Source organism: Pseudoxanthomonas kalamensis DSM 18571, assembly GCF_010211745.1.
In the GTDB taxonomy this organism is placed as follows: Bacteria; Pseudomonadota; Gammaproteobacteria; order Xanthomonadales; family Xanthomonadaceae; genus Pseudoxanthomonas_A; species Pseudoxanthomonas_A kalamensis.
Map to the genome: position 1 here is coordinate 123,861 of NZ_PDWQ01000006.1, position 17,738 is coordinate 141,598.

Annotated in this window: 11 protein-coding genes; 3 read left to right on the top strand and 8 right to left on the bottom strand. The window is 67.6% G+C overall.

Annotation, left to right across the window (positions count from 1 at the left end):
- Positions 1-116: 116 nt before the first annotated feature.
- The 5 genes from CSC70_RS12520 to xerD form a co-directional block, all read right to left on the bottom strand.
- Positions 117-2,048 (bottom strand): S8 family peptidase, encoded by a 1,932-nt coding sequence (locus tag CSC70_RS12520; RefSeq protein ID WP_162456975.1) that lies wholly within the window; start codon positions 2,046-2,048, stop codon positions 117-119.
- A gap of 211 nt (positions 2,049-2,259) precedes the next feature.
- A complete protein-coding gene (locus CSC70_RS12525) occupies positions 2,260-5,778 on the bottom strand; it encodes an ESPR-type extended signal peptide-containing protein (RefSeq protein ID WP_162456976.1) in 3,519 nt (1,172 codons plus the stop codon).
- A 427-nt stretch (positions 5,779-6,205) separates the two neighbouring features.
- Positions 6,206-10,084 carry a phosphoribosylformylglycinamidine synthase gene (gene purL / locus CSC70_RS12530; protein WP_162456977.1) on the bottom strand — a complete coding sequence of 1,293 codons (3,879 nt, stop codon included), beginning with the start codon at positions 10,082-10,084 and terminating at the stop codon, positions 6,206-6,208.
- A gap of 120 nt (positions 10,085-10,204) precedes the next feature.
- Complete coding sequence (locus CSC70_RS12535) at positions 10,205-11,017, bottom strand: DsbC family protein (protein ID WP_162456978.1); 813 nt, start codon at positions 11,015-11,017, stop codon at positions 10,205-10,207.
- Between the two features lie 307 nt (positions 11,018-11,324).
- Entirely contained in the window at positions 11,325-12,278 is a 954-nt protein-coding gene (gene xerD, locus CSC70_RS12540) for a site-specific tyrosine recombinase XerD (RefSeq protein WP_162456979.1), read from the bottom strand.
- Positions 12,279-12,319: 41 nt separating this feature from the next.
- Here xerD and CSC70_RS12545 point away from each other — a divergent pair, with 41 nt between their 5' ends.
- Positions 12,320-12,796, top strand: a complete 477-nt coding sequence (locus CSC70_RS12545) for an RDD family protein (RefSeq protein WP_162456980.1) — start codon at positions 12,320-12,322, stop codon at positions 12,794-12,796.
- A gap of 74 nt (positions 12,797-12,870) precedes the next feature.
- Here the strand turns inward: CSC70_RS12545 and CSC70_RS12550 are convergent, their stop codons facing one another.
- Genes CSC70_RS12550 through lptF form a run of 3 tightly spaced genes read right to left on the bottom strand, consistent with a single transcriptional unit; the run spans position 12,871 to position 15,553 of the window.
- A complete protein-coding gene (locus tag CSC70_RS12550; RefSeq protein WP_162456981.1) occupies positions 12,871-13,362 on the bottom strand; it encodes a hypothetical protein in 492 nt (163 codons plus the stop codon).
- Between the two features lie 5 nt (positions 13,363-13,367).
- Positions 13,368-14,471: an LPS export ABC transporter permease LptG gene (lptG, locus tag CSC70_RS12555; protein WP_211369486.1), complete on the bottom strand. Its 1,104-nt coding sequence runs from the start codon at positions 14,469-14,471 to the stop codon at positions 13,368-13,370.
- Positions 14,468-15,553 carry an LPS export ABC transporter permease LptF gene (gene lptF / locus CSC70_RS12560; protein WP_162456982.1) on the bottom strand — a complete coding sequence of 362 codons (1,086 nt, stop codon included), beginning with the start codon at positions 15,551-15,553 and terminating at the stop codon, positions 14,468-14,470. The genes lptG and lptF overlap by 4 nt, the downstream gene beginning before the upstream one ends.
- Positions 15,554-15,701: 148 nt before the next feature.
- On the opposite strand from lptF, the gene CSC70_RS12565 reads away from it, so the two are divergent.
- Both CSC70_RS12565 and CSC70_RS12570 read left to right on the top strand, forming a co-directional pair.
- On the top strand, positions 15,702-17,186 hold the full coding sequence (locus CSC70_RS12565; RefSeq protein ID WP_162456983.1) for a leucyl aminopeptidase: 1,485 nt from the start codon (positions 15,702-15,704) through the stop codon (positions 17,184-17,186).
- Between the two features lie 75 nt (positions 17,187-17,261).
- Positions 17,262-17,687 carry a DNA polymerase III subunit chi gene (locus tag CSC70_RS12570; RefSeq protein WP_162456984.1) on the top strand — a complete coding sequence of 142 codons (426 nt, stop codon included), beginning with the start codon at positions 17,262-17,264 and terminating at the stop codon, positions 17,685-17,687.
- Positions 17,688-17,738: the final 51 nt, after the last annotated feature.

Genomic DNA, 17,738 nt, shown 5'->3' on the forward strand with positions numbered 1-17,738 from the left:
GCTCCGGGAGGGAATCCCGACTTTAACAGCTTGCCGGTTGCGACTGCGGCACGGTTGATCGGCCAGCATCTGGACTCCGGCGGAGAAGCCGGAGTCCAGACGATGCGTCCTGACGATTACTGGCGTGCGACCAGGCTGACACCGCTGTAGGCGCCGGCACCGACCAGCTTGATGTAGTAGGTGCCTGCTGTGGGACGGTTGACGCGGACCGTCTCGCTGTTGCCTCGGCGGGTCGACTTGGCGTCGTAGTCGCTGGTGGTCGGCTCACGATCCAGGGCGACATAGACCGACACGTCGCCACTGCCGCCGTAGGTCATGATGGTCAGCTTGGCCCCGGCCGCGGCATCGAAGCTGTACAGCGCCTCGCTACCGGCCGCACCGCTGAGGCCGGACACCACTACCTTGTTGGTCAGCGGGATGGCGGTCGGGCCGCAATCCTCGGTGCACGGTGGCTCGATCGCCTTTGTCACCGCTGCCGCGGCATCGACGATACCGGCACCGATCGCACGGTTGGACGGCGGAGTCACGCTCGGCGCATGCGCGGTGCTCTGCAGGATGCTCAGCACCTCATCCGGGGTCAGCAGCGGCAGGCCGGCATCGAGACGAGCGCCCTGCATCAACGCGACCACGCCGCTGACATGCGGCGCAGCCTGCGAAGTGCCGGCATAACCGCTGTAGCCGGTCGCATTCTCAACCGGCGTGGTCGTGCCGCTGTTGAGCGCCTGCCAGACGAAGCCATCGTTGATCACCGTGCCGGAACTGCCGTCATTGGCGTAGATGCCGCCGCCCGGCGCGGCGATCTCCACCGTGGCGCCATAGTTCGAATAATAGGCACGCCGACTGGTGATGCCGGTAGACGCAACGGTGACCGCGCCCGGACAGCTGGCCGGCGAATAATTGGCCGCGTCGGCGCCGCTGTTGCCGGCCGAAACCACGACCACCGCACCCAGCGAGTTGGCCATGGCGATGGCCTGCGCCTGCGGATCGCTGGCAGGACAGCTGCCGCCGCCGCCCAGGCTCAGGTTGATGACCTGCGCCGGGTTGGCATTGTCCGGCACGCCGTCCACGTGCCCGCCCGCCGACCAGACGATGGCGTCATTGATGTCGCTGTCGTAACCGCCGCAATGGCCGAGCACGCGCACTGGCAGGATCTTGGCGTTGTAGGCGATGCCGGCCATGCCCAGCGCATTGTCGGTCAGCTCGGCGCCGGCGGTGCTGGCCACATGGGTGCCGTGCCAGGAACTCTCGCTCGGCGGATTGAATGCATCGGTACACTCGCTCAGCCAGGGCTCCTCGGTCGTCCAGTCGCCCAGATCCCAGCCGCCCGGCACGCGACCATCCGTTGCCCGGCCGGAAACGAAGCTGTCGGTGATGAAATCGTAGCCGGCATCGGCCAGTGAGGTGTCGATATCGACATGCGAGGTAATGCCGGTATCGAGCACGGCGATGACAATGCCATTGCCATCGGCCAGATCCCAGGCATTGTTGACGTTGGAGCCGCCATCGTTGGCATTGCCTTCCGCCGTGGTCGCGCCATCGGGCGCCTTCAGGTGCCACTGGTAGTTGCCGTAATAGGTGTCGCTGGGATCGAAAGTCATCGGCTTCAGCGCGGCTGGTGCCTGGATGTCGCGGACCGGACGACGCAGCACGTCCAGCGACACGCTGGCCACGTTGGGATCGGCGGCGATCTGGCGCATGAAGGCTTCGGCTTCGGCCCGGTCCAGCTTGCGCGACAGGCGGATCAGGTCGGAACCGGTGGCCAGCTTGCGCATGTAGCTGGCGCTCGCCGGATTGGTGCGGCCGGCCAGACCGGCACGGGTCAGCGCAGTATTGCTGTTGCGGGTGATCGCGGTCCGGTTGTTCTTGCTGGTGCTGCCATCGCGATAGGTCACGATGAAGCGGCCGAACATCTGGTTGCCTTCGATGCCGCCAAGGTTGACCCGGGGTGGGTCGGCGCGGGTAAACGTCGGTTTGGCCGCGAATGCCGGCGTGGCCGAAAGCACGCCGATGACCACGGTGGCCAACACACTGTTACGAAGCATTTTCATCAATAGTTCCTCGCTGAAAAGTGGATGTCTTCCTGAACCCAACCGGTCCCTTCCGGCCCCGTGACCCGAAGCCTGTGCTGCACCCGGCCTGCAACCACGACGCACCGCGTCGCATCCCGTACCGATGACGCAAGGGTTTGCATGCGCGCCACCATCAAATCCGCAGCCATGCCCGCGCAGTGTTGCCGCACGGACATGGCTGTTGATGCCGTTACCAGCCGAAGCCGGCGCCGATACCGACCGACGAGTCGTCGCCGCTGAACGCGCCACCAATGGTCACCGTCGCGCGATCGCTGATCGCACGCTGGAAGCCGACCGACAACGCGCTTTCACCGCCCTGGAAGCCGATGCCGACGCCCAGCCGGTTCTGCGTGCGGATGCCGGCGGCGCTGGTCGCCATGTTCAGCATGGCCGCGCCCATCGCGCCCTGGCGATCGATGCGGCGATCCTGCTCGCTGAAGCGACGATCCACCTCGCCCTGGAAGCTGGCCAGACTGTCTTCCCAGGCGTTCACCCGGGCATCGGTGTAGGCGCGGGCCGCGGTCAGGGTTTCGGTCGCGGTGTTGTCGGCGTAGGCCCTGGCCTCTTCCAAGGTGCTGGCGCTCACCGTATCGGCGGCTGCGGCCACCTGCGGTGCAGCGCCGGCTGCAGCGACCGCGCCCTGCGGGGAACCGCCCGCCGGATCCGCATCTGCTTCGGCCGTAGCGGCCGTCGCCTCGCTGCTGCGGGTCGTATTGGCTGCTGTCGTTCGCGACGAGCTCGTCGATGCGGAAGTGCCCTCGATGGCGCTCAGGCGCTGGTCGAGGTCGGTGACCGAGGTGTCCAGCGCGGTCAGCGCATCGCCCACGCTGACGTAGCTGGCGCCCTGGATTACGTAGGTCGGCGGCGACAGGGTGCCGAAGGCGGTAATCCCGGCGCCACCGCCGAGTGCCGCCGCGGTGCTGTCGAGGGCGGCATACAACTGGCCGCCGTTCACTGCATCGGTACTGCTTGCGGCGACCGCACCGGCCGCCAGATTGCCGATCGTGGTGCCCTCGCTACCGCCCAAGGTGATACTGTCCTTGTCGCTGCCGTCGTACATGACAGCACTGTCGGTTAGCCCGCCGACACTGTCGGCGACGGCATTCAGCTGGGCGAGGTTCACCGCATCGGTATCGCGCGTGGCCGCCGCCACGTTGACGATCTGGCGCTCGCTGCCCACGTCGCCCACCGAGACCGTGTTGGCGCGATCGGCATACGAATTGGCGCCCAGGGCCACGCTGTTGGCCGCCATCGATTGCGCACCGACGCCCATCGCCATCGAATCGCGCCCACTGGCGTTGGCGGTGCGGCCGAACGCGACCGAATCGCGACCGCTGGCCACGGCGTTGTTGCCCATCGCCAGCGCATGCGCGCCCGAGGCGCCGGCATTGAGGCCGATCGCCACCCCGTTGTTGCCGGTGACATAGGCCGTGTTGCCGATCGCCACGCCGTTGTTGGTCGTCGCCGACGCGCTGCGGCCCAGCGCCACGCTATTGCTGCCGCGTGCCTGGCTGTCGGCGCCGATCGCGGTGGCACCATTGCCCGCGGCCAGGCTGGCAGCGCCCATCGCGGTACTGCGGTTGCCACTGGCCGTGGCCGACGAACCGGAAGCGACCGCACGACTGCCGCTGGCTTCCGCCCCGTCGTTGCCGCTGCCGTCGGCCTGGAAGTACTTGTCGGTGTTCTCCGCCACCGCCGCCACCTCGTTCAGCTGCGACACGTTCACCGCATCGGTGTCCTCCGTGCCCGCCGCCACGTTCGTGATCTGGCGCTCGCTGCCCACATCGCCTACCGACACCGTGTCGGCGCGATCCGCATACGAGCCAGCGCCGATCGCGACGCTGTTGTCGGCCTCGGCCGTGGCGTAGGCGCCCAATGCCACGCTGTCGGCTCCGAAGCTGGTGCTGTAGAAGCCGACTGCCGTGCTGTAGTCGCCACTGGCCCAGGACTCGGCGCCCAATGCGCTGGCAGCGTCGGCGGGCGCATAGGCGAAGTAACCCAGTGCCGTGCTTTCGATACCGTCCGCTTCGCTGAGCGCGCCGCTGGCCGTGCTGTAGTCGCCGGTGGCGATGGCGCCCGCACCGAAGGCAGAAGCGCTCTCGCCGCTGGCCTGGGTGGAGACGAAGAAGCCGAACCCCGGAATCAGATCGGCCGGTCCACCCACCGCCACGCTGCTGCTGCCACTGGCCACGCTCTGCGTGCCGATCGCCGTGCTGTAGTCGCCGATGGCATTAGCGACCGCGCCGAAGGCCGAAGATTGCGCGCCGCCGGCATAGGCGCCGACGCCGAAAGCCGAGGCCGCAAAACCGTCTGCATTGGCGCTGGCGCCGACCGCGGTTCCACCGACGCCGGCGCTGGTGGCGCCAGTGTCGATCGGATTGCCGCCGGCATCGACGATCAGCGGGTCGCCGTTGTCGTCAACCGCCGCGCCACCGACCGCCACCGCCGCCGGGCCGAGTGCCTGCGCATTGTTGCCGAAGGCCGCGCTGTTCTGCCCGACTGCCAGCGCATTGAACCCCACCGCGGTGGCGTTGTCGGCCAGTGCGTTGGCGCCGCTGCCGTACGCCGATGCGCCGGCGCCGATCGCGTTGGTCGCCTCACCTGCCGCCGTCGCGTTGTCGCCTTCCACGTACGCCCCCGCATCGCTGTCCGCGCTGCCCGAGGCCTGGAAGTACTTGTCCGTGTTCTCCGCCACCGCCGCCACCTCGTTCAGCTGCGACACGTTCACCGCATCGGTGTCCTCCGTGCCCGCCGCCACGTTGGTGATCTGGCGCTCGCTGCCCACATCGCCCACCGACACCGTGTTCTCGCGGTCCGCGTACGAGCCCTGGCCCAGCGCCACGCTGCCATCGGCCTCGGCCGTCGCATCGCCGCCCAGCGCCAGACTGTTCTCGCCGAACGCCGTGGCGAAGTTGCCCACCGCCGTGGCGTTGGTCCCCGGCGCCCAGGCGCCGCCACCGACCGCCACGCTGTAATCACCCGAGGCCTCGGTCGGGATGAACCCGAAGAACGCACCGCCCACCGCCACGCTGTTGTAGCCGCTGGCAATCGCGTTCGAGCCCAGCGCCGTCGCGTCGCCGCCGCTGGCCGCTGCACCAAAGCCCAGCGCCGTGTCCGTTCCGCCGGTGGCCGAGGCCCCGTAGCCGAACGCCGAGTCGCCGAACCCGCTGGCCAGGCTGTAACCACCCACCGCCGTCGACGCATCGCCCGTGGCCTCGGCACGGAACCCGTTCGCCGTGGCCTGCAGGCCCACCGCCACCGACTCGGCGCCGGTCGCCGTCGCATACGCCCCTTCGGCCTGCGCTCCTTCGCCAAACGCGCTCGAGCCCACTTCCACCGCCGTCGCGTTCTGACCCACCGCCACGCTCTGATCGCCCGAGGCGGCGCTGTGCGCGCCGATCGCGACCGCGTTGGCGCCGGAGGCAACGGCGTTGCCGTCGACCACGCACTGGTCGAGGATGCTGCCGCCGAGCACGATGCAGTTCTCGTTGCCACCGACTTCGACCGACTGCGCCGACGCCGACAGCGGAATGCCGACCGCGATTGCACACGCCATGGCAATGGACAGCGACAGCAGACTGCCGCGACGGCCGTCGATGACCTGTTGCCGGGTGGCGACCTGCCCGCAACTGTCGCCACTGGCCAGTTCGGAAGCCACGGTCCACAGACCCAGGGACTTGTTCCAGACCTTGCGATAAATCCGATTCATCGACGTCGTACTCCTCAAAAGTTGGGCAGGTTTTGGACAAAAGAACCCACCGCACGGCCAAGTCGCTGCCATGCGATCCCCCTGAGGTTTTTCGAGCGTCACGAATAAGCGGGCTGCAAGAATTTGTGATTCGAACATCACATTCATCCTTGCCGTGATGGCGAACAGCAGCGCATCGTGCGTCTTGAAACAACTCTTAACCGGAGCAAAATGCAACGTCAAGAAGCGTTGCGTCATACATGTCAGTCGAACGCATGCGAATGGTGAATGTCGTCAGACAAACGCATGTCGGCTTGTGGAATGAAAACAATCGGCTACCGGATTCGGTGAACGCAATCGGTCAAATCGACATGTGATGAAAAAAGCCGTTGCGATCGCAACGGCTTCATTCGCCCTTCACAAGGATGACTACGCGTCGCGCGCGAAATCATCCGCACCAGAGTCGTGCATTGCGGAACATCCGCAACCATGGCGAATCGTCGCCCCACTCGTCCGGATGCCAGCTGAAATTGGCCGCAACCAGGGTGCGCTCGGGGTGCGGCATCAGGATGGTGGCGCGGCCGTCGTCGCTGCACAGGCCGGCGATGCTGGCGTGCGACCCGTTCGGATTGGCCGGATAGTCGCGGGCCGGCTCGCCGTCGTTGCCCAGGTAGCGCAACGCGACCACCGCCGCACCGGCGTCCTGCCCGGCATCGAATTCGGCCCGCCCCTCGCCGTGCGCCACCGCCACCGGAATGCGCGAACCCGCCATCCCTCGGAGCAGCAGCGACGGCGATTCGGCGACTTCCAGCAGCGACAGCCGCGCCTCGAACTGCTCGCTGCGGTTACGGCGGAAACCCGGCCAGTGCGTCGCACCGGGGATGATCTCGCGCAGCTGACTCATCATCTGGCAACCATTGCACACGCCGAGCGAAAACGTGTCCTGGCGGGCGAAGAAGGCGGCGAAGGCATCGCGCAACGCGGCGCGCTCCAGGATCGAGGTCGCCCAGCCGCGGCCCGCGCCAAGCACGTCGCCGTAGCTGAAACCACCGCAGGCGGCCAGGCCGCGGAAGCCGTCCAGCGCGATGCGTCCGGCGATCAGGTCGCTCATGTGCACGTCGACCGCCTCGAATCCGGCGCGGGTGAAGGCCTGCGCCATCTCGATCTGGCCGTTGACGCCTTGCTCGCGCAGGATCGCCACCCGCGGTTTCGCCGGCAGATGCAGATAGGGCGCGGCGATGTCCTCGTCCGGGTCGAACGACAGCTTCGGCTTCAGTCCCGGCGCGGAGAACTCGCGCGTGGCGGCAAACTCCTGGTCGGCCGATTCGGGATTGTCGCGCAGCTTCTGCATGGCATGGGTGACCGACCACCAGGCGTCGAACAGTTCCTCCCAGCGCCATTCGGCCAGCGTCCTGCCCTGCTGCGACACGTTCACACGCGCCGCCGTGGTCGGGCGCGCGATGCGCTGCGCGCACTCGGTCAACGCATGTCGCTCGACCAGGTCGGCAAACGCGGCGCGGTCCTCGTCGGCGATCTGCACCACCGCGCCCAGCTCCTCGGCGAACAAGGTGCGGAACGGGTCGTCGCCCCAGCCGTCCAGATTGATCTCCAGGCCCAGATGAGAGGCGAAGGCCATCTCGCACAGGGCGGCGAAGGCACCGCCGTCGCTGCGATCGTGATAGGCCAGCAGCAGACCGGCCTTGCGGGCATCGCGGATCAGTTCGAAGAACGCGCGCAGGCGCTGCGGATCGTCGAGATCGGGCACCTCGCCGGCGAACGCCGGCAGCGCGTCGCCGCCTTGATCCGGATACACCTGTGCCAGCACCGAACCGCCCAACCGCTTCTTGCCCGCGCCCAGGCCAATCAACCACAGCTCGCTGTCGTCCTCGCGCGACAGCAGCGGGGTCAGCTGCGTGCGCACGTCCTCGACCGGAGCGAAGGCGCTGACCACCAGCGACACCGGCGACACCGACTTGCGCGCCGCACCGTCGGCCTGCCACTGCGCCTGCATCGACAACGAATCCTTGCCGACCGGGATGCTGAGGTCGATCTGCGGGCACAGTTCCATGCCGACCGCCCTGACCGCATCGAACAGCAGCGCGTCCTCGCCGTCGTGGCCGGCGGCCGCCATCCAGTTGGCCGACAGCTTGACCCGCTCCAGCGACGCTACCGGCGCCGCGCACAGGTTGGTGATCGCTTCGCCGACCGCCATCCGCGCCGCCGCCGCCGCATCCAGCAGAGCCAGCGGGGTACGCTCGCCGATCGCCATCGCTTCGCCGGCGACGCCGTCGAAACCGGACAGGGTGATCGCGCAATCGGCCACCGGCATCTGCCACGGACCGACCAGCTGGTCGCGCGCGCTCAGGCCACCGACGCTGCGGTCGCCGATGGTGATCAGGAACTGCTTGGCCGCCACCGTCGGGTGCGCCAGCACGCGCAGGCCGGCTGCATGCAGGTCGATGCCGTCGGTGCCGAGTTCGGGCCAGGCCGGCGGTGCCGGGTGACGGGTGTCGCGATGCATCTTCGGCGGTTTGCCGAACAGCACATCCATCGGCAGGTCGATCGCGGCGTCTGCGGGAATGGCGCCGACGCGCGCACCATACCCGACCACCAGCCGCTCCTCCGCGGTGGCCGTGCCGACCACTGCGCACGGGCAGCGTTCGCGCTCGCACAGGGCGCGGAATTCGGCCAGTCGCACCTGCGGCACGCCCAGCACGTAGCGTTCCTGCGACTCGTTGCACCACAGCTGCATCGGCGACAGCGAGGGATCGTCGCTGGGCACCTGGTCCAGATCGATCACCCCGCCGACGCCGGAATCGTGCAGCAGTTCGGGAATGGCATTGGACAGGCCGCCGGCGCCGACATCGTGGAACCACAGGATCGGGTTGTCCTCGCCCAGCGCCACGCAGCGGTCGATCACTTCCTGACAGCGCCGCTCCATCTCCGGGTTGTCGCGCTGCACGCTGGCGAAATCCAGATCCTCGGCGCTGTCGCCGGAAGCCACCGAACTGGCCGCGCCGCCGCCCAGACCGATCAGCATGGCCGGGCCACCGAGCACGATCACCGCGTCGCCGTCGGACAACCGGCGCTTCTCCACCTGCACGCGGTCGATCGCGCCGAGCCCGCCGGCCAGCATGATCGGCTTGTCGTAGGCGCGCGCCAGATTGCTGCCCGCATCCAGTTCGAAACTGCGAAAATAGCCGAGCAGGTTGGGCCGGCCGAATTCGTTGTTGAACGCCGCCGCGCCCAGCGGACCGTCCAGCATGATCTCCAGCGCCGGGGCCATGCGTGGGTTCAACGCACGCGGCGCCTCCCACGGCTGCGGCAGGGTCGGAATGCGCAGGTGCGACACCGAGAATCCGCACAGGCCGGCCTTCGGCTTGCCGCCACGGCCGGTGGCGCCTTCGTCGCGGATCTCGCCGCCGGCGCCAGTCGACGCGCCGGGGAACGGCGCGATCGCGGTCGGATGGTTGTGCGTCTCCACCTTGATGCAGAACGCCGACTCCCGTACCGGTTCGCTGCGGTACACGCCATCGGAATCGGGGCGGAAGCGTGCCGCCGGATAGCCTTCCAGCACGGCCGCGTTATCGCTGTAGGCGCTCAGCGTGTGCTGCGGCGTCTTCGCGTGGGTATGCTTGATCATGCGGAACAGCGAATGCGGCTGGTCCTTGCCGTCCAGCGTCCAGCTGGCGTTGAATATCTTGTGCCGGCAATGCTCGGAATTGGCCTGCGCGAACATCATCAGCTCGACGTCGGCCGGATCGCGGCCCAGCTCGCCGTAACGCTGGCGCAGGTAGTCGATCTCGTCGGCCGCCAGCGCCAGGCCCAGCCGCGCATTGGCGGCTTCCAGTGCGTCCAGCGGGATGCGCTCCAGCGCACCGCGTTGCGGCGTGCGGAACAGCGCGTCGGCCTGCTCGCGGGCGGACAGCAGCGATTGCGTCATCGGATCATGCAACGCGCGCGCCAGCGCCGTCGAGCCGTCGTCCCAGCCTTCCAGATCGATCCGGGTACCGCGTTCGACGCGGCGGATCGGCAATCCGGCGCCGCGCAGCAGTTCGGTGGCCTTGCTGGCCCACGGCGACAGCGTGCCCAGCCGCGGCACCACGAAGCGCGACACCGCGCCGTCGGACAGCGCGGCCGGCGCGTCGGCGGCCTGCAGAATGCGGCGCAAGGCGGCTTCGTCGGGCGTCGTGCCGGGTTCGGGGTCGATGAAGTACACATGCCACGCGCCGCGAATGCGGACGCCGGCAAGGCGGGATTGCAGCGTGTTTTCGATCCGCTCGCGGCGGAAGGGCGACAAGGCCGGCTGGCCTTCGAGGACGATCATGTCCGGAACCGTGGGGCAGACCGCAGGGAAAGGCTGCTTATTGTAGGGGTTTTGCGCCCGCAACTGCGCAGCCGCAGCCGCGCCTTCGCCCAAGGATCGGATCGCGGCCCGTATGCAGGCTTATCTGGCCCCCGCCGGCGCGTCCCGTCCCGCCGCCAGCTTGTCCAGCGCGGCGCGCAACTGCTCCGGCGGCAGGTAGCCACCCACTTGGTAGCCTTCGGCGTTGAAGATGGCCGGCGTGCCGTTGACGCCGACACGCTGGCCGATGTCGTACTCCTTGCTCACCGGATTGGTGCATTCCTTGCCACCAGTCGCGAGCTTGTGCCCGGCCTTGGCCTCGGTCATGGCAAGCTTCGGGTCGGCCGCGCACCACACCGCGATCATCTTCTTGTGGTCCTCACTGCCCAGACCCATGCGCGGGTAGGCCAGGTATTCCACCGCGATGCCCTGCTTGTTGTAGTCGGCGATCTGCTCGTGCAGCTTGCGGCAGTAGCCGCATTCGACGTCGGTGAACACGCTGATCGTGTAGACCGGGTTCGGCGGCGCGAACACGATCCGCTCGCCGTGCGGAATGCTGTCGATCAGCTGCTTGCGGTAGTTGGCCAGGCCCACGCTGGCCTGGGCCGCGTCCATCCGGTTGGCCACGTCCAGCACGCTGCCCTGCATCAGGTAATTGCCGTCGTCGCTGACGTAGACCAGCTGGCCGGTGACGACGACCTCGCGGAAGCCGGCGAACGGCGCCGGACCGACGTAATCGACTTCCAGCTCCGGATTGATGGCCTTCAGGGCCTCGCGCGCGTTCTTCTCCGCGGCAGCGGCATCCGCCGGCGATGCCGCTGCGGTCACCGCCGTAGCGGCGGCGGATTGCGGCGCCTGGGCGCAAGCGGAAAGGCTGAGGCCGCCCACCAGGGCAGCAAGGATCGCGCGAAGCATGGAATTCATCGGAATGCGGCCACCCTTGCGGGCGGCGGTTCTGGAGTCCTTGGAAGACGGGAATTCTCGCACAGACCGGCTGAAGACCGGCTTCCGCCCAGCGGTGGCGATTCAGATTCGCACGAATCGTCCGGCCCGGCCATCCATGGCCGGGCGTTCGCCATGATCGCGGCATGCCGCATGCGTTGGCGAAAGATTCTCGCCTCTTCGCCTCGCAATGACGCAACTTGCGACAACTCTCCCGGCCCGGCGCAGCGCGCCGGGCGTTCGCCCAAGCCGCGCGGCATGCCGCGCAAGCAGCTTGGGCTCACCCCCTCGGGTGGTGTTTGGCGTGCAGGTGCCGCAGTTGTTCGCGGGCGACCAGGGTGTAGATCTGGGTGGTCGACAGCGAGCTGTGGCCCAACAGCATCTGCAGCGCGCGCAGATCGGCGCCGTGGTTCAGCAGATGGGTGGCGAAGCTGTGGCGCAGGCCGTGCGGACTGACCCTGGCCGGGTCGATCCCGACCGCGCCGGCATGGCGCTTGACCAGCACCCAGAACTGCTGTCGGCTCGGCGCCTGGCCATCGACACCGACGAACAGCGACTCGGCAGGCCGCTTGCCCAGCAGCTGTGGCCGTGACTGCTCCAGGTAACGCTGCAACCAGTGCTGCGATTCCTCGCCCAGCGGCACCAGCCGCTCCTTGCTGCCCTTGCCGGTGACCCGCAGCACGCCCTGGCGCAGGTTGACGGCCGTGGACGGCAGGTTGACCAGTTCGCTGACGCGCAGGCCGGCGGCGTACATCAGTTCGAGCATCGCCCGATCGCGCAGGCCCAGCGGAGTGTCCGTGTCCGGCGCGGCCAACAGCGCCTCGATCTGGCTCTCCGACAGCGCCTTGGGCAGCGAACGCGGCAACTTCGGCGGCTCCAGCAGCGCGGTCGGATCGTCGCCACGTGCGCCACGGCGAACGCACCAGCCGTAATACGCACGCAGTACCGACAGCAGCCGCGCCGTGCTGCGCGGCGAGTAGCCCTGTTCGGTGCGCCAGCGCAGGTATTCGAACAGCGCCGCGCGGTCGGCGCCGGCCAGGCCGCCGTCTTGACCATTGCGCCAGCGCGCGACGCCTTCCAGGTCGCGCCGGTAGCTGGCCAGGGTAGCTGGCGACAGGCCGTTCTCGGCCCAGAAGGCATCGAGGAACGCCTCGATCTGGCGCGCGTCGGCGTCGCCCAACTCGGGCAGGCGCATCATCTGCTGGCGACGGTCGGCGGGACTGCGGGCGCTCATCCGGCAAGCTTAGTGCATGCTCCAGCGGCTATCCTTTCGCGATGGAAAACGCTGCCCCGCCCGCGCAACGGCCCCGCGCCCTGATCGGCTGGCGCCTGCTGGCGCTGCTGTACGACCTGTGGCCGGTACTGGCCCTGTGGATGCTGGTCTCGCTGGCCTTCACCCTGGGTTTCACCTTTCTAGGCCACCACGCCGATCGCGAAAACATCGCCCCCTTCAGTGCCCTGCAATGGCTGCTGTGGCTGAGCTGCTGGGGCGTGGCCGGCGTGTACGCCACGCTCAGCTGGCGGCGCGGTGGACAGACGCTGGGCATGCGTCCGTGGCGGCTCGCGGTCAGGTCGGTCGACGGCGGCACGGCCAGCCTCAAATCACTGTGGCTGCGCTACGCGGTCGCCACCCTGTCGCTGCTGCTGGCCGGGATCGGATTCTGGTGGGCGTGGCTGGATCGCGATCGTTTGACGTGGCACGACCGTTTCAGCGGGACACGCCTGATCCGGGTACCGAAGAGGACTTCCTAACCACCACTTCTCCAACACATCGCCGTGCAGTCATATATCCCACATCACCAACATTGACTCGAATACCACGTGGGTTATGGCGAATGCTCTTGGATTTTGCAGTTTTCAGGGAGCTTGATATCAAAGGATCGACCACTCTTGCCAGAACGGCTCGCCTCAAACCGTTTGAATTCCATAAGCTCTGCCGTCCGAAGATTGAACAGCATGTTCACACTCGAATTGAATGACTTGTCCTGGGTATATCCAGGATCACGGAATTGGATATAGATGTAATACGGCAGGCTTGATTCGTCGTGATGCCAGGACCCTGTAATCTGCACATCACTCTTCGACTTCGAACGAATGTATCGGGCTGCGCACGTCGGAAGATCGTTCACGTGCATGCCGGCATGAAATCGAACACTAGGTGCACTGCCGTCAAGACCCGAGATGCTTAAAAAGACGGAACCAAACGAGGCAGGGATCTCCGGGATATTGCCGTCCGGTTGCAGGGTAAGAATCCGGTCTTCGTGCGCATGCACAGCGCCAGCGAGCAACGCCAAAAACAGCAAGCAAGACTTCTTCATTCCGGTCAACTGCTGCGCCGCCGGAACAGCCAGGCCGAGATCGACAGCATCAGGATCGGCGGCAGCGCATAGGCGATGCGGAAGTCGAACTTGAATGCCGCCGCCAGCCGGCTGAACTGCAACTGCAGCACCCAGAAGGCCAGCGCGAACACGATGCCCAGGAACAGCCGCTTGCCCAGTCCGCCGCTGCGCAGGTTGCCGAAGGCGAACGGAATCGCCGCCAGGCACAACGCCAGCACATTCAGCGGATAGAACCAGCGGCTCCAGTAGTTGTCTTCGTATTCGCGCGCATCCAGCTCGTTGCGCTTGCGGTAGTCGATGCTGCGCGCCAGATCGCGGGCGCTCATGTAGCGCGGATTGGTCAGCCCCGCCGCCAGCGAGGCCACGTCCAGTTTCGACTCCCAGCGCTCGCTGTCGATCCGCTCGCGGCTGGCCGAACGCTCGTGGAAGGTCGTGCGGACCACGTCGTTCAAGCGCCAGTTGCCGTCGATGTGGTCGGCGGTGGCGGCGTGGGCGATCGACTGCAGGCGGCCGTCGTCGGCCACTTCGTACAGGCGCACGTCGCGCAACTGCAGCCACTGCTTGCCGTCGTCCAGGCGCTCTTCGCCATTCTGCGCGTTCAGGAACACGTTGCCTTCGCGCGCCCACAGGCCGGAATAGCGGGCCACTGCCACATCGCCGCTGCGCGCGGTGGCCTTCAGCGCGATGGCCTGCTGCTGGCCCCATACGCCGACCGTTTCCATGCTCACCACCATCAGCCCGGTCAGCAGGGCCAGCGCCACCGCCACCGACACGCTCAATCGCTTGCGCGACAGGCCCAGCGCGCGCAAGGCGGTCAGTTCGGAACTGGCGGCCATCTGCCCCAGCCCCATCAGGGCACCGATCACCGCCGCGGTCGGAAACAGTATGTAGGCGCGGCGCGGCACCGTGTAGGCCACCCAGGCCACCGCGTGGCCGAAGCTGTAACCGCCCTGGCCGATGTCCTCGGCCTGGTCGGCCAGACCAAGCATGACATCCAGACCCAGCAGCACTGCCCAGACCAGCAGCACGGTGCCCAGCACCACCCGGCCGACGTACAGATCATGAAGGTTTGGGCGCAGGCGGATCATGTCGCCGCCTTGCCGCGCGGTCGCGACAACCGGCCGTCATGCGCATACCACCACACCGCCAGCGCCAGCAGCGGCAGGCTCAGCCACCACAGGCCGGCCGCGGGCGGCAACTTGCCGTCGGCCAGCGCCTGGGTACCGTTGATCATCAGCAGCGTGCCGACCAGATAGCCCATGAATCCCAGCATGATCCGGCCATAGCGCCCTTGCCGCGGCAGGCTGCGCGCCAACGGCAGCGCCAGCAGTGCGAAGGCCAGCGCCAGCAGCGGCGGAGTGATGCGCGCATGCAGCTGGGCATTGGCTTCCGGGCGCGGATCGCCCAGCAATGCCGGTGTCGGCAGCATTTCCGGGTCGGTGGCATCGCGCACGTCCTCGCGATCCGGCAACGCCAGTTCGTTCTGGGCGAAACGCATCAGCCGGTAGTCCAGGCCGTCGTCCAGCGGGCCTTCGACCCGGAAACCCTTGTTCAACCGCAGGTAGCGGTCGGTATCGCCTTCGAAGAACATGTCGCCGCCCTGTGCGGTGACCACGTCCAGCCGGTCCTCAGTCTGCCGCTGCACGAACACCCGTTCGATGTGGGTGCCTTCCCCGGAGATCCCGCCCACGTAGATCACGCTGCCGTTGGGCAGGGTGGTGAACTTGCCGGCGTCGAAACCCGCGACCACCAGGCTCTTGTTGGCGTTGGCGATCATCTCCTGCCCGGTCCGCTGCGCCCACGGGCCCAGCCACAGCGACAGCAGCCCGACCACCACCACCACCGGCAGCACCACCGCCAGCAACGGCCGCAGCAACCGCCCCGGCCCGACCCCGACCGAGGCCAGCACCGGCATCTCCGAATCGCGGTACATGCGGGCGAAGGCCAGCATCAGCCCCAGCATCAGCGCCATCGGCAGGATCAGCGGCAGGTAGTTGAGCAGCTGCAGCCCCAGCTGGGACAGCATCAGGGTGGCCGGGATGCGGCCTTCGGCGATCTTGCCCAGCAGGTCGGCCATCACCCCGCCCAGGCTGACCACCAGCAGCACCATCAAGGTGGCCAGGAAGCTCTGGGTGAAATCCCGCAACAGGTGGCGATCCAGCCTCGACATGGGTCTTGTCTTATAATTTCAGGTTCTTTTCGCAGGTCGCCGGAACGTTCCGCCCGCCTGGGATCCGCCTTCGCGTCGCCAGGAAGGCAGGTGCCGGGAAGAGGCGATTGTACGTATCTGGCCACCCTATGACTCGGAAATCTGCGCAATGACCCTGGAATTCGTGCTGAACCAAGACGCCCCGGCTGCCGCCGGCTTCGACTGCATCGTCATCGGCGCGTTCGCCGACAAGAGCCTGACCGCCGCCGGTCGCGCCCTCGACGACGCCAGCGGCGGTCGCCTGTCGGCCCTGCTGGAGCGCGGCGACATCGACGGCAAGACCGGCAGGACCACCCTGCTGCACGACCTGCCCGGCGTCGCCGCGGCGCGCGTGCTGGTGATCGGGCTGGGCGAACCGGCCAAGTTCGGCGTGCCGCAATACCTCAAGTCGGTGGCTGACGCGGTCCGCGCGCTGAAGTCCGGCCCGGCGGCCTCGGCGCTGTTCACCCTCGCCGAACTGCAGGTGAAGGGACGCGACGCCGCCTGGAACATCCGCCAAGCCGTGGCCGCCGCCGACCATGCCAGCTACCGCTACACCGCCACCCTGGGCAAGAAAAAGGCCGACGAACCCGGCCTGACCCGCCTGGCCATCGCCGGCGACGACGCGACCGCGCTGGCCCAGGGCGAAGCCATCGCCGACGGCGTCAAGTTCGCCCGCGACTTGGGCAACCTGCCGCCGAACATCTGCAACCCGGCCTACATCGCCGAACAGTCGCGCAGCTTCGCCGAAGCCAACGGCGCCGAGGCCGAGATCCTCGACGAGGCACAGATGGAAGCGCTGGGCATGGGTTCGCTGCTGGCCGTGGCCCGCGGTTCGGCCAACCGCCCGCACCTGGTGGTGCTGAAGTGGAGCGGCCTGAAGGACGCCGGCGACAGCGGCAAGCCCTACGTGCTGGTCGGCAAGGGCATCACCTTCGACACCGGCGGCGTCAACCTGAAGACTCAGGGCGGCATCGAGGAAATGAAGTACGACATGTGCGGCGGCGCCACCGTGCTGGGCACCTTCGTCGCCGCGGTGCGGATGAAGCTGCCAATCAACCTGATCGCGATCGTGCCGGCGGTGGAAAACGCCATCGACGGCAACGCCTACCGCCCCTCCGACGTGATCACCAGCATGTCCGGCAAGACCATCGAGGTCGGCAACACCGATGCCGAGGGCCGGCTGATCCTGTGCGACGCACTGACCTACGCCGAACGCTTCCAGCCCAAGGCCCTGATCGACGTGGCCACCCTGACCGGCGCCTGCATCGTCGCCCTGGGCCACTACGCCACCGGCCTGATGAGCAAGCACGACGACCTGGCCGGCGAACTGCTGGCCGCCGGCGAGCACGTGTTCGACCGCGCCTGGCGCCTGCCGCTGTGGGACGAATACCAGACCCTGCTCAGCTCGACCTTCGCCGACGTCTACAACATCGGCGGCCGCTGGGCCGGCGCCATCACCGCCGGCTGCTTCCTGTCGCGCTTCGCCGAGGATCAGCGCTGGGCGCATCTGGACATCGCCGGCGTCGCCAACGGCCAGGGCAAGAACGGCATGGCTACCGGCCGACCGGTCGGCCTGTTGAGCCAGTGGCTGCTGGACCGCGTCGAGAAGTGAGCGCAGTGAGGTGAGGAGTGAGCAAAGCACTGCTCCCACTCGCTTCTCACTCCTCCCCACTCGCCCCTGCCTTCTATGCCCCGCGCCGACTTCTACCTGATCGCCAAGCCGCGCTTTCTGGAAGAGCCGCTGCGGCTGGTCTGCGAACTGGCGCGCAAGGCCTACGAAGCCAACCAGTGGACCCTGGTGCTGGCGCGCGACGCCGCCCAGGCCGAAGCACTGGACGAACTGCTATGGGCCTTCGACGAAGAGGCCTACGTGCCGCACCAGATCGCCGGCACCGACGAGGACGATGACCTGACCCCGGTGCTGATCGCCGCGCCGGAGTTCGATGCGCCGTCGCGGGCACTGGTCATCAATCTGCGCGACGACGCCTGGCTGGGCGCCTGTGAACGGATACTGGAAGTGGTCCCCGCCGACCCGGCTGCGCGCGAACCGTTGCGCGAGCGCTGGAAGCAGTACAAGGCGCTGGGACTGGAACTGAACAAATACGACATGTAGCCATCTCCCCTCTCCCCTGCCTGCGGGGGAAGGGTCATTTCTCCCGAATAC